Raw genomic sequence first — 13,021 nt, forward strand, 5'->3', positions numbered from 1 at the left:
GTTCCTACCGTTCCCACTGTTCCTACCCCTCCATAATAGAGCGTGAAAATGGGGAAAAGGATGAACTCTATAGGCGAAGGCGGGAACGGAAGGAACGGTAGGAACAGGCGAGCCAATCCCGGCGTCAGTCCCGGCGCCGGCAAACATGAAACCGGTGGTCTGCGAGTGACATTCGCGACCGCCGGGAAGTGAAGCATGAACAAATGAAAGGATTGTCCGATGCATAGTCTACAGTCAAAGCAGCCACCCGTCACCCGCCGGCTGGAGCGCACGACCTTCACCACATCGCGACTGCTGGACTTCTGTTCCTACAAGGAACTGCAAGCGCAGACCGGGCACGCCGCCGGCGAATGGCCGCTCGTCATTGTGAAGGAGCTCTTCGACAACGCGCTCGACGCCTGCGAGGAAGCCGGCATCGCACCGGAGATCATGGTCCGCGTCGATGACACCGGCATTTCGATCGCCGACAACGGGCCCGGCCTGCCGGCCAGGACCGTTAAGTCGATTCTGGATTTCTCTTCCCGGACGTCATCCCGCGAAGCCTATGTCTCCCCCACGCGCGGAGCCCAGGGCAACGCATTGAAGACCATTGTCGCGATGCCCTTCGTGCTCTCGGAGGCCGAACGCGGCATCGTTGAGATCCAGGCGCAAGGTAAACGCCATCGCATCACCTTTGCCGTCGACCAGATCCGGCAAGCGCCAGCGATCGGCTATGCGGTCGAACCGTCGAGCCGCAAAAAGGGAACCGAATTGATCGTCCACTGGCCGGATTTAGCAGGCTCAATCCTCGACGGGGCCAAGGCGCGTTTTTTACAAATTGTCGACGACTACGCCTGGCTCAATCCTCACCTCACGGTAACCGTCGACTGGTACGGTTCCACCTCCACGACGACCGCGACGGTGCCCGACTGGACGAAGTGGAAGCCATCCGACCCGACTTCGCCGCATTGGTACACGCCGGATCGCCTTGCCAGGCTGATTGCCGCCTATGCGGTTCATGACGCCGAACGCAAGCGCGATCGCACCGTGCGTGAGTTCGTCTCGGAGTTTCGCGGCCTGTCCGCCACAGCGAAGCAGGGCCTGGTGCTCGAGGCGACCGCGCTGGCACGGACACCGCTTTCCGGTCTGATCACCGGCAATGCCGTCGACTCCGCCGCCTGTGCGGCGCTGCTCGGCGCGATGCGTGGGTATTCCAAGCCGGTCAAGCCGCCCGAGCTCGGCATCATCGGCCGCGGGCACTTCGAAGCCCGTTTCAGGGAAGCCGGCTGCGAGATGGAGAGTTTCGACTACCGCAAGGTCGCCGATCATGACGAGGAAGGTATTCCGTACCTGGTGGAGACCGCTTTTGGATGGCTGGGAGACAATGCCGCCGATGAGCGAAGAATGGTCACCGGCGTCAACTGGTCGCCGGGCATCATTAATCCGTTCCGCCAGCTCGGTAGCTATGGCGGGAGCCTTGATTCGATTCTTCAGCAGCAGCGTGTCGGCCGCGACGAGCCGGTCATCTTTGTTCTCCACGTTGCCTGCCCGCGCGTCGAATATCTGGACCGCGCCAAGAGCGCGGTGGTGGTGGCGTCATGAAGTCGAAAACCCTCATCGATGCCGTCCAGGGCGTCACCGGCAAGTGGGCGAAACAGCGCAAGCAAGAGGAACGGGCCGTCTCGGCGCGGATGAACCGGCGCTATGCCATGATGCGGTACCGCCGGGTCACCATGAAGGAAGCGGCCGAAGCGATATTGCCGGCGGCTTGGAACAAAGCTTCCGGCGATGGTCAGTATCCGGCTTCCGCCCGCCAGGTCTTCTATGCGGCACGCGGCACGCTGCAGGAGATGACCGGCAAAAAGCCGGCCTACAACTACTTCTCGCAGACTCTGCTGCCCGACTACATCGAAATGCACCGGCTCGACTGGGATGTCGTCTATGACGCGCGCGGCAACTATCACGAGCCGCATACGAAAAAGACGGTGCCGCTCGGCACGCTCCAGGTGCGCGACTACCTCGGTGAAATCAGGAGCCACGTTCCCGAAACCGGCATCCCGCGGATCGAGATCAACGCCGAATTCCCGACTGTCGGACCAAAGCACCGCTTCGGGGCGGTCCTGTTTATCGAAAAGGAAGGTTTCGGTCCGCTGCTGGCGTCGGCACGGATTGCCGAACGGTTTGATATAGCCATCATGTCGACCAAGGGCATGTCGGTCACGGCTTCGCGGCAGCTCGTCGAAAATCTCTGTGCGCGCCACGACATCCCGTTGCTCGTGCTGCATGATTTCGATGTGTCCGGCTTCACGATCGCGGGCACGCTGCAAGAATCGACCCGGCGCTATCAGTTCGCGCGCGGTTTCCGAGTCATCGATCTCGGACTCCGGCTGGAAGACGTTGGCGGTCTGGAACCGGAAGATGTGTTTTTCAGCGAGAAAGCCGACTTCAACAGCAAAACTCTGACGCTCTCGCGATATGGCGCCAGCCAGGAAGAGCTGGATTTCCTTCTCAATCGGCAGCAGCGCGTCGAGCTCAATGCGATGACCTCGCCCGAGTTCGTGGAATTCCTGGAAACGAAATTCGATGAACACGGCATTCACAAGATCGTGCCTGACGCCGGGACTTTGCGGCTTGCCGCGCTGCGGGCGGCACGCATCGCGAGAATGCAGAAGGCAATCGAGGCGATTCGTACGGCGGACGAAAGGATCGATCTTCCCGAAAACCTGGAAGAACAGGTGCGGCAGGCGCTCGACGACGAACCCGAGCGCACCTGGGACGACGTGCTGGTCGAGATCATGCGCAATCATCGGGAGGCAGCGGAATAAGGGGCAATGATGCAGTTACCGATCCGTTCGCGATCATCGGGCAGCGTGACCGCAAGGCTGGACCTGCTTCTTCCGAAGCATTCGCAGGATGTGGCGCCGGCCACTGAAGACCCGGCGAACGGCCTCACTGCGGCGTGTGCGGATCAGGGTCCGGCCATCGTGGGACGCATGGCCGAAACACCACGCATCTCCTTGCGAACCCGGTTGTTAAGCGCTGTGTCGGGCAGCAGTGTGTAACAGTCCTCCGCGAGAACTGCGTCAATCTGCTCGATATCACACCGCAGGCGATGTGACATTTGTTGCTGCCCTGGCTTTGCCGATGTCAGTCGACGAAACATCATTCCTCGAGAACGAATGGCGGGCCTGCAATGGAGTCGTGCATGATGTCGTCTGATAACTAGCGCCGAGCGGCGGCTGGCGTGAGGTGAGGGAGCCATGCCCGCACTGCGGCGGCCCGATGCGCATCGTCGAGATATTCCGCCGTGGCCAGCAACCCAGATCCCGTGCGCCACCGAGGGAAAAGGCCGCATGACGAAATGCATGTCACATCAGCCAAGGCCGGCCCGGATCTGCGATGCGCTCCGGGGTGGCGCCGGTTTGCGTCAGGCTTTGCCGAACACCGCAAAATCGCCGAGACACAACGGCAGACGGCCTCAAGAACCAGTCCTCATCACATCATTGGCCGTTGTTGCGCCAACCCGATTGCTGCTGTCGTGCCGGTCGGTCACCGCCAGCCGCACGCTTTCCCCATAGGCTCCACCCAGCCCACGCGGCCTCCTCCTTGGAAGGTTTTTCAACGCGGGCCGACACAGGCCCAGCCGCCACCGTCACGCCGCGGCCCGCATCGAAAAACCCTCACCGAACCTTCACCGATGGCGACCTCATGCCTACAGATCGTCAACGACAGCTTTGCGCCTAATGTCGGTTCCTGAGACTGATCTCGCCATTTCTCGAAAGCGGACTTTGGGAGTGCTAGATTACTTCCCGACAAACTCCATCACATCGGCAGCAGCTTCCAGGCGTTCTATGATCGTGGTCTGAGTTAACCCGTCCTTGTGGAGGCGATCCTTCGCTTCGTCCTTCCAGAAGAGGTCGCTGTGCGGCGGCAGCTTCGCCTTCAGGTCCCTGACTGTCTGAACGGCCTTCTTGGCCCACTTCTGAAAATCGTCGACAGACCAGTAAAGCACCTTCTTCAGTGCGGGCTTCGCACCAATCCCCGCCTTAACGCACGGCGTGATGAGAACAGCGGTCATGCTCAATTCGTCCGCTCCCGGCACGTTTTCCTTGATCCAGTCGGGGTGCATCGCGGCCTGTTTCGCCTTTTCGGCCCCAAACACCGACGTGGCGCTGCCATTAGCGTGATCCTCGAACACGATGCCTTTGGTTTCCCCGAGCCACCATGGATCGGGTGCAGCGTCAGACTCCTCGTTTCCCGCGACGAAGCCGAGCAATTCCCCCAATTCGCGGTGGCCCTCTTCGAAAGTCTCCGGCTTTCCCAGATTTTTGAGGATCCGCTTAGCCTTCTTCTCGAACGCACGGTCGTTTGCTGTGCCCATCGCCAGCAGCGCTGCTTCAAGACGTTCGACTTGGACGATTGCGTCCTCATCCACGATTTCGGCTTCGGTCGCCTCGTCCGCCGATTGCGCCTTTGCAAGTCGAGCCAGCCAGCCGACGGCCGGAGCGGCCCTCATCGCTTCGCTGAACTGCTCCCGCGCCGCCTGCTGGGGCGCGTCATTTGCGGCTTTCGACATGGACCAAGCGACGGCGCCGGCAAGATAATGCCACAGGGCGCGATAGCCGCGGAGTTCGGGCGCTGTCAGCTTTGCCGTGATCGCCCGTGCCTCGACGAGCGCCGTGTCCGCGTCTCCCATCCACAGCGCCTTCGAGTAGCGCACCTCGTGGGCGACTACATCTTCGAGAATGTCCATCGCCGGATAGGGAGTCTGGGTATATTTCTTCGCTTCGTCCAGGATTTCGGCGTTCGCCTCCGCCCAGTCGTTCTTGTTGGCAAGGAAGCTCTTGAAATTGGTAATGAGGTCGTCCGTCTCGACATCCTTCGACTGCTCGACACCGAAGGCGAGTTCCGCCTGAAGCTCAGGATGGAAATGGGCCCAGTTGCGGTCGTCGGCGAGATATTCGAGGAGTTCATGTCCGGTGACGAACACTGCTGAACGATCCTGAAGCGCGCGGGTGCAGCGGCCGGCCGCCTGCAACACGCGCGTCTGAAGCCGCTCGTTAAAAAGCGCCGTCGCGCTCATCTTGGTCATCAGGAAGCGCTCCTGGGCGTTGGTCGCCTTGGGCAGACCGTCAAGGCACAGCAGGCGGCATTCATCGTTGGGAAAGTCGATGCCGTCGAAGCGACCCGCCATGATGGCTGCCGCCTTCTCGGCACCGACGAAATCCTCCTTCGAGTTCTCGATGTCGGCGGCGCTAAAGACCTCGAAGCCGTCCAGTTCCTCGACCTGCTTGCGGATCGTCTTCGCCGCCGGGTCGTTCGATGTAAGCACGACGGATCGTCCGGCGAGATTCTGCATTTTCAGGCGCAGCTTCTCGCATTCGGCCTGTTCAAGCGACAGGCCCGGAAAGATGAAGAAACGACGTCCCACGCCCGTCGACCGGAAACCTTCGGGGGCCGGCAGGCGCTTGATCGACGCGGTGCCCGTCAACCGCTCCAGATCACCACCGGCACCCAGTGTCGCGGACATGAAAATGCGCTGCTTCGCTTTGGCAAAAGGGGCATGGGTCCACACCGGCGGTATCAGCGGGCGAATGAGGATTTCACGGGATGCGAGATAGACGTGGCAGGACCGCAGGTGGTCGCGCAGCAATCGCCAGCGGAACGTCACGTCGTCGCTGGCCTCGGAATTGGCGTCCAAGATCGCAGTGAGCTTCGGTGCGATCTCCTGAAGGACGGTGGAGGGCAGTTTGTCCACCCAACTTGCATCGGAGGGGTCTCTCCACTCCCCGGTTAGACGCGCATGGGATTGGCTGGTCAGATAGGGGCGTAGTAGATCGCTGACGGCGGCATGAAGCGCGGCATGGTCATCGTTGCCGGCCGGTATCTCCAGCGACCACATCTTGGCGATGTAGTTCTCGGCGGCATGGGCATCGTCGATGATGACGACATCGGGATTGTTGAAGAAAGGGCTTACGTTGAACAGGCTCGAATAGGTCGTGACGGCGACCTTGGTCCCGGTCGTATAGTCTGACTTCGCGGCGGCGGGGTAATCCCGCTTCGCGTTGGTGAAGCCCACGGCGTCGATACCATAGCGGTTCTGCGCCTGGTCGACGGTCTGATTGACGAGCTGGCGAGTGGGACAAAGATAGACGACTCGCTCCTTGAACTTGCGACGCCGCCATTCCGCGATCAGCAGGCCCACAAGCGTCTTCCCGCTGCCGGTCGGCAACTGAATGGCAACATCCTTCTCGTCGACCATCTTGTCACCATAGGCGCTGAGCATATCGCGCTGATGCGTCATGACGTCAGGGAGTTTGCGCCGGGTAAGAGTCTGGAACAGCTTGGCGGGAGAGTCCGGCGCGCTCAGAGTCGAAGTGTTCTTCTTGAAAGCCATATGCTGTGCTTATCCCTCAAACATCACTTAATGATTCCTTGACCCGCCTGATCTCAGGAAATCTGCCCGATGTCGAGCCTTGCCAGTATGTCGTGGGTCAACCGACGCAGCCTAATCGACTCGCGGACTTATTTACGTGGAGGACGGAACGACCGCTTTCTTGCCTTGGCCTTTAAATGCGACCGTCGCCTTATGTGCGCGTTCTGACATTCAGACATCAATTTGGCGAGCAAAAGAACTATGCTGGCGGACTCTCAACTGTACGGCATTCAATTATATGAGGCACGATGTACTACGCGCATTCAACGGCTGAATCCGGTCGCTTCAACTGGCAACCGTTGAGCGATCACCTCATCGCCGTGGCTGTACTCGCGCAGCAGTTTGGGGCGCCAATCGGCATCGGACGCGCGGCCTGGCTTGCCGGACTGCTGCACGACGTCGGGAAATATACACCGGAATTCCAGGCGCGTTTGTCCGGAGCGGAGGAGCGGGTAGATCATTCCACGGCAGGCGCTGCCATCGTGACCGAGCTGGCCGCAGGCGACGACCGGCCAATCGCCGAGCTGGTTGCCTATGCGATTGCAGGTCACCACGCTGGCCTTCCAGACAAGCAGGGAGAATCGCTCTCGACACTTGAGGCTCGATTGCGAGGATTTTCCGAAGCACGGCTCGACAAAGTCTGGGCAAGCGACATCAAGCCCGACGCGTCCGGGCTCAAGCCGGATTTCTGTTGGCATTTCGATGACAAGGCGCGCTTTGCGTTCCAACTCAGCTTTCTGGGTCGAATGATTTTTTCCTGCCTCGTCGACGCCGACTTCAAGGACACTGAACAATTCTATGCACGCACGGAAGGAAGGCAGATCGACCGCACCTGGCCGGAGCTGCAGTCGATCCTGCCCAGCCTGATCGAGGTCTTCGACACCCATATGCGCCAAAAGCGTAGGTCGGACACCCCGGTCAACGTCTTGCGGGCGAACATTCTCGACCATGTACGTCCGCAAGCATCCGAAAAACCGGGCCTCTTCACGCTGACGGTGCCGACCGGCGGGGGCAAGACGCTCGCATCCCTCGGCTTCGCGCTCGACCACGCCAAAATGCACGGACTTGATCGCATCATATACGCGATCCCTTTCACCTCGATTATCGACCAGACGGCGTCGATCTTTCGCGGGATACTTGGGGACGATGTCGTGCTGGAGCACCATTCGGCCATTGAGGATGAAGAACGCCGCCCGCGAGACGCAGACAGCACTAAAGCCGACAAAGACAAGCTCAAACTCGCCATGGAAGACTGGGCGGCACCCATCGTGGTGACGACGAATGTGCAGTTATTTGAAAGCCTATTTGCCGCGCGTACCTCGCGGTGCCGCAAGCTGCACAACATCGCCAGGAGCGTGATCATCCTCGACGAAGCGCAAACCTTGCCGCGCCAGCTTCTCATCCCAGCCATTTGGGCGCTGCGCGAACTCGCCGAGAATTATGGTTGCAGCATAGTGCTGTGCACCGCGACCCAGCCGGCGCTCGACCAACGGAATTTTCCGGCAAGGCATCCGGTCGGGCTGCCGCTGGAGGGCCGCGAACTGGCGCCCGACCCCGCCGATCTAGCAAAGAGGCTGGAACGTGTCATGTTGGTGCATGGCGGGGTGATGGACGACGCGGCCCTTCTCGCGCAGCTCGGCAAGGTCGATCAGGCCCTCGTCATCGTCAACAGCCGCAAGCATGCGCTGACGCTGTATCGGCAGGCAAAGGAGACGGGACTCGATGGCCTCGTCCACCTGACGACGCGGCAATACGCGGCGCACCGGCGTGAGATTCTGGCGATAGTCAGGCAAAAGCTAATGAACGGAGAGCCCTGTCGCGTGATCGCGACCTCGCTGGTGGAGGCCGGCGTCGATCTCGATTTCCCCAAAGTCTGGCGTGCCGAAGCCGGGTTGGACCAGGTAGCGCAGGCGGCAGGGCGCTGCAATCGGGAAGGACGTCGGTCGGTGGAGGACAGCATGGTCACTATCTTCAAGGCACCAGAAAATCCGCCACCGGCTGAGATCGCGGGCCTATCGGGCGACATGGCCCGGATGATGGCAAGGCACGAAAAGCTTCTGTCGCCCGCCGCTATCGAGGATTTCTTCAGCGAAGTCTATTGGCGCGTCGGCCCCGAAGGACTGGATCGTGGACGCAACGACAAACTGCCCATAGTGGATAAGTTTCGGATCGGCAGCGGCGGCACAAACTTTTCCTATCGCTCGGTCGCCGAGAATTTTCGCATGATCGACAGCGGTATGGTGCCGGTGATTATCCCGGGCGACGGGAAAGCGAAGGCGGCGATAGCAAAGCTCGAGACCGAGACTATCCCGTCCGGCGTGATCGCTCGCGACTTGCAGACCTATGTCGTGCAGGTGCCGCCAAAGGCGCGGGCGCGACTTATCACTTGCGGGCATGTCAAATTCGCAGCGGAGAGATTGCGCGCCGACCAATTCGCCGTGCTCATGACACCCAATCTCTACGACCCGGAAGTTGGTCTTGTTTGGGAAGACGCCGAATATTTATCGCTAGAAGCTATTGTTATTTAGTTCTTGGTATGTTCGTAGTCTATCTAAATTCTCTATGGGGGAGCGAATGTCTTTTGGGATCAGGCTGAAGGTTTCAGGAAGTCATGCGTGCTTCACGCGGCCCGAGATGAAGGTTGAGCGCGTCTCCTATGATTTGATGACGCCTTCGGCGGCACGGGGAATTCTGGAGGCGATCCACTGGAAGCCGGCCATCAGATGGGTGGTGGACAGCATCCTTGTCCTGAATGCCATTCGCTTTCAGTCCATCCGCCGCAACGAAGTTGGCAGCAAGGTCTCCGCGCGCAACGTCAAAACGGCGATGAACAGCGGCAACCTCGAAGGCCTGCACCTCCGCGTCGATGAAGATCGCCAGCAGCGAGCCGCCACCGTGCTCGTCGATGTCTCCTATGTGATCGAAGCGCATTTCGAGATGACCGACAAGGCCGGCCCCGACGACAACGAGGGCAAGCATCTCGATACGTTCAACCGCCGCGCGGCGCGCGGGCAATGTTTTCATCAGCCTTGTCTCGGCACACGCGAATTCGCGGCGGCCTTCGAATTGATCCCGCCTGATGCGCCCATGCCGGAGGCGATCAAGGAAACTCGCGACCTTGGCTTCATGTTGTGGGACATCGACCACGCGGCACCGGACAAGCCGTCGATGTTCTTTCGCGCTGCCCTCAATGACGGCGTGATGCGCGTTCCGGCTCCGAATTCTCCGGAGATTCTGAGATGAGCATTTTGGCTTCGCTTGCCAAGGCCTACGACCGGCTGCCGGAGGCGCCACCTTTCGGCTATTCCACGGAAAAGATCGGCTTTGTCATCTCGCTCAACCAGGATGGGACGTTGGCCAGCGTTACCGATCTGCGTGATGGCACGGGCAAGAAGAAACTGCCGCGTATGATGCCGGTGCCGCAGCCGGCCAAACGCACCGCCGGCATCGCACCCAATTTCCTCTGGGACAAGACCTCTTATGTGCTTGGCGTCACGGCAGGAGAAGGCAAGCGCACAGCCGACGAGCATGCCGCTTTCGTAAAGCGCCACCGCGAGGCGCTTGAAGACTCGGAGGACGCCGGCCTGCGGGCGCTCTCTCTATTCCTTGAAGGCTGGGGGCCGGAACGGTTCGTGCAACCGGAATGGCGAGATGACATGAAGGATCAGAACGTGGTCTTCGCGCTCGAAAGCGAGAGGCGCCAGGGCGCGTATCTTCATGATCGGCCGGCCGCCAAGGCTTTGTGGGTGGACCGGAGAAGCGGCGGCGGGGATGCCTCGTCGATCTGCCTTGTGACCGGCTCGAATGGAGCGGTAGCGCGCCTTCATCCGGCAATCAAAGGTGTGTGGGGTGCGCAATCCTCTGGCGCTTCCATCGTATCGTTCAATCTCGACGCCTTCACGTCCTATGAACACGAGCAGGGCGACAATGCTCCTGTCTCCGAAGCTGCCGCCTTCAAATATTCCACTGCGCTCAACACATTCCTTGCCGGCAAGACCAATCGGATCCAGGTCGGCGATGCCTCCACCGTTTTCTGGGCTGATGCGTCCAACGCCGAAGTGGCGCGCACGGCGGAAGGCACGTTCGGCGCGATGTTTTCGGAAGTCGACGAAGTCACCCAAGCCGGCAAAGTCGGCAACATCCTCGCTCAGATTCGCAAAGGCCTGCCGCTCAAAGAGATCGCCCCCGAACTTGAAAACGGCGTCCGCTTCTATGTTCTTGGTCTTGCTCCGAATGCCGCGCGGCTTTCGATCCGGTTCTGGTTCGAGAACGATTTCGGCGCGCTGGCGAAAAACTACCAGCGCTTCGTCGCCGAAATGGACATCGATCCGCCGCCGCGAGATGCGCATCCCGCACTCTGGAAATATCTCGCCGAAACCGCGGTGCTGGGCAAGCGCGACAACGTGCCGCCGAATCTCGCCGGGGAATGGATGCGATCGATCCTGACCGGCACCCGTTATCCGCTGACGTTGCTCTCGACGGTGCTGCTGCGCATTCGCGCGGACGGAGAGGTGAACGCGCTCAGGGTCAGTATCCTGAAAGCGCTGCTCGTTCGAAATTTCAACAAGGTAATTGGGGAGGCTCCCGTGTCGTTCGAACCGGAAAATAGGAACAAGGGCTATCTGCTCGGGCGGCTGTTCGCTGCCTATGAACAAATACAGACGGCCGCGCTCGGCCGCAACGTCAACGCCACCATCAAGGACAAGTTCTACGGTTCGGCGTCTGCGCAGCCCCGCAAGGTGTTCGCCTTGCTCGACCGGGGATCTGCCAACCACCTTTCGAAGCTCGGCAAGCAAAGACCTGGACAAAGAGTCAATCTAGAAAAGGCCATCGGCGCGATCCTCGAACGCATGTCGCCCGACGATGATCCCTTCCCGGGCTCCCTTTCGGCCGAAGACCAGGCACTCTTCAGCCTCGGTTACTACCACCAGCGTGGTGAATTCTTCCGAAAACCCGAAACCGCCGTCATAGTGGATGCTGCATCATGAACGCCCTTTCCAACCGCTATGACTTCGTCCTGCTGTTCGACGTATCCAAGGGCAACCCGAACGGCGATCCGGATGCCGGCAACATGCCGCGGCTCGATCCGGAGACCAACCATGGCCTGGTTTCGGATGTCAGCCTCAAGCGCAAGGTGCGCAATTATGTCGAGTTCGCCAAAGGCGATGATCAGAGCTACAACATCTACGTCAAGGAAGGCGCGATCCTGAACGAACAGCATCGCAAGGCCTATGTTGCGCTGCGCCCAGATGACGGGAAAGCCGCCAAGGACGCCAAGCTAAATCCCAAAGGCGACGATGAGGCGCGAGCGCTCACAAAGTTCATGTGTGCGAATTTCTTCGATGTTCGCACCTTCGGCGCGGTCATGTCGACCGGCATCAATGCGGGCCAGGTGCGTGGGCCGGTACAGATGACCTTTGCGGGCTCCATCGAGCCGATCGTACCCCAGGAAATCTCTATCACCCGCATGGCTGCTACCAACGAGGCCGAGAAAAAGCAACGGGTGGAGGGCAGCGAGGAAGGCAATGACCGCGTCGACAACCGCACGATGGGTCGCAAGCATATTGTGCCCTACGGTCTCTACCGGGCTCATGGTTTCGTCTCGGCGAAACTCGCCGAACGCACTGGCTTTTCCGATGCCGACCTAGACCTGCTCTTCGAGGCGCTCTCAACGATGTTCGAACACGACCGGTCCGCCGCGCGCGGAGAAATGGCAAGCCGCAAGCTCGTCGTCTTCAAACACGCGAACACGCTCGGCAACGCGCCGGCCCATGCGCTCTTTGATCGCGTAAGGGTTGGCCGCAACATCGACGGCGTCTTCCGCAATGTAGACGATTCCGGCATCGGCAACTATCCTCCGGCCCGGAAATTCAGCGATTACAAAATCGAGATCGATCATGAAGGCCTGCCGGACGGCGTGGAGATTATCGAGCGTCTGTGAGCATGGCGACGGGTGCGGGCGAAACTCTGGTCGCGATGCCCTCATCGTCTGTAACCATTGTATGGCAGCGCGATACGGCGCGAACATACAGCGTGCGGCAAATCCCGACGGGTTCGCACCGGCGCTGGTTCTTTGAAATCGTGAAACTATTTGAGCCAAGCAAGGCTATCGGCCGGCCTTTGGTTCGGCCGTTAACTTATGTCCGCTTTTTAACTCGCCTTTGCTCAATCATCGCAGTCTGTTAATTGATGGGCGGTCGCCCCTCTCGCGGGGGCGTGGATCGAAACCAGAGAGGCGATCCTGGCGGGGAAGGAGAGCGAGAGTCGCCCCTCTCGCGGGGGCGTGGATCGAAACCCGCACTACCTACGCGATACTCTCGATCCTGAAAAGTCGCCCCTCTCGCGGGGGCGTGGATCGAAACTTCGTCAAGCCCGGCAGTGCGACAAGCATCAAGGTCGCCCCTCTCGCGGGGGCGTGGATCGAAACTTCTGGCGTGCAATGCCCATCTTGCGCTTTCGGCCGTCGCCCCTCTCGCGGGGGCGTGGATCGAAACGGGCGAGCCGGGCCGTTATAAGCAGCCCGAACAGGTCGCCCCTCTCGCGGGGGGCGTGGATCGAAACGGGCGAGCCGGGCCGTTATAAGCAGCCCGAACAGATCGCCCCTCT

General features: G+C 60.3%; 7 protein-coding genes. 6 read left to right on the top strand and 1 reads right to left on the bottom strand.

Annotated elements, in window-relative coordinates:
* Nucleotides 1-219 precede the first annotated feature (219 nt).
* Together NKJ94_RS02035 and NKJ94_RS02040 are read left to right on the top strand one after the other, a co-directional pair.
* Nucleotides 220-1,581 (top strand): ATP-binding protein, encoded by a 1,362-nt coding sequence (locus NKJ94_RS02035; RefSeq protein WP_352522720.1) that lies wholly within the window; start codon nucleotides 220-222, stop codon nucleotides 1,579-1,581.
* Nucleotides 1,578-2,804 carry a toprim domain-containing protein gene (locus tag NKJ94_RS02040; RefSeq protein ID WP_352522721.1) on the top strand — a complete coding sequence of 409 codons (1,227 nt, stop codon included), beginning with the start codon at nucleotides 1,578-1,580 and terminating at the stop codon, nucleotides 2,802-2,804. Before NKJ94_RS02035 ends, NKJ94_RS02040 begins: the two co-directional genes overlap by 4 nt.
* Nucleotides 2,805-3,781: 977 nt before the next feature.
* On the opposite strand, the gene NKJ94_RS02045 is transcribed toward NKJ94_RS02040, so the two are convergent.
* The gene (locus NKJ94_RS02045; RefSeq protein ID WP_352522722.1) at nucleotides 3,782-6,376 is read right to left on the bottom strand and encodes a DEAD/DEAH box helicase; all 2,595 of its coding nucleotides are present in this window, start codon (nucleotides 6,374-6,376) and stop codon (nucleotides 3,782-3,784) included.
* 287 nt (nucleotides 6,377-6,663) lie between these two features.
* Between NKJ94_RS02045 and cas3 the strand changes: the two genes are divergently transcribed.
* Genes cas3 through cas7c form a run of 4 tightly spaced genes read left to right on the top strand, consistent with a single transcriptional unit; the run spans nucleotide 6,664 to nucleotide 12,356 of the window.
* Nucleotides 6,664-8,943, top strand: coding sequence for a CRISPR-associated helicase Cas3' (cas3, locus tag NKJ94_RS02050; protein WP_352522723.1), 2,280 nt, complete (start codon nucleotides 6,664-6,666; stop codon nucleotides 8,941-8,943).
* A gap of 46 nt (nucleotides 8,944-8,989) precedes the next feature.
* Entirely contained in the window at nucleotides 8,990-9,658 is a 669-nt protein-coding gene (gene cas5c / locus NKJ94_RS02055; protein WP_352522724.1) for a type I-C CRISPR-associated protein Cas5c, read from the top strand.
* Nucleotides 9,655-11,403 carry a type I-C CRISPR-associated protein Cas8c/Csd1 gene (gene cas8c, locus NKJ94_RS02060; protein WP_352522725.1) on the top strand — a complete coding sequence of 583 codons (1,749 nt, stop codon included), beginning with the start codon at nucleotides 9,655-9,657 and terminating at the stop codon, nucleotides 11,401-11,403. Before cas5c ends, cas8c begins: the two co-directional genes overlap by 4 nt.
* On the top strand, nucleotides 11,400-12,356 hold the full coding sequence (cas7c, locus tag NKJ94_RS02065) for a type I-C CRISPR-associated protein Cas7/Csd2 (RefSeq protein ID WP_352522726.1): 957 nt from the start codon (nucleotides 11,400-11,402) through the stop codon (nucleotides 12,354-12,356). The genes cas8c and cas7c overlap by 4 nt, the downstream gene beginning before the upstream one ends.
* Nucleotides 12,357-13,021: the final 665 nt, after the last annotated feature.

The organism is Mesorhizobium sp. M0060 (genome assembly GCF_040323155.1).
GTDB lineage: Bacteria > Pseudomonadota > Alphaproteobacteria > Rhizobiales > Rhizobiaceae > Mesorhizobium.

Coding starts and splice junctions, on each gene's coding strand:
- cas3 (WP_352522723.1), top strand. CDS start 6,664: ATGTACTACGCGCATTCAACGGCTGAATCCGGTCGCTTCAACTGGCAA.
- NKJ94_RS02035 (WP_352522720.1), top strand. CDS start 220: ATGCATAGTCTACAGTCAAAGCAGCCACCCGTCACCCGCCGGCTGGAG.
- NKJ94_RS02045 (WP_352522722.1), bottom strand. CDS start 6,376: ATGGCTTTCAAGAAGAACACTTCGACTCTGAGCGCGCCGGACTCTCCC.
- NKJ94_RS02040 (WP_352522721.1), top strand. CDS start 1,578: ATGAAGTCGAAAACCCTCATCGATGCCGTCCAGGGCGTCACCGGCAAG.
- cas5c (WP_352522724.1), top strand. CDS start 8,990: ATGTCTTTTGGGATCAGGCTGAAGGTTTCAGGAAGTCATGCGTGCTTC.
- cas7c (WP_352522726.1), top strand. CDS start 11,400: ATGAACGCCCTTTCCAACCGCTATGACTTCGTCCTGCTGTTCGACGTA.
- cas8c (WP_352522725.1), top strand. CDS start 9,655: ATGAGCATTTTGGCTTCGCTTGCCAAGGCCTACGACCGGCTGCCGGAG.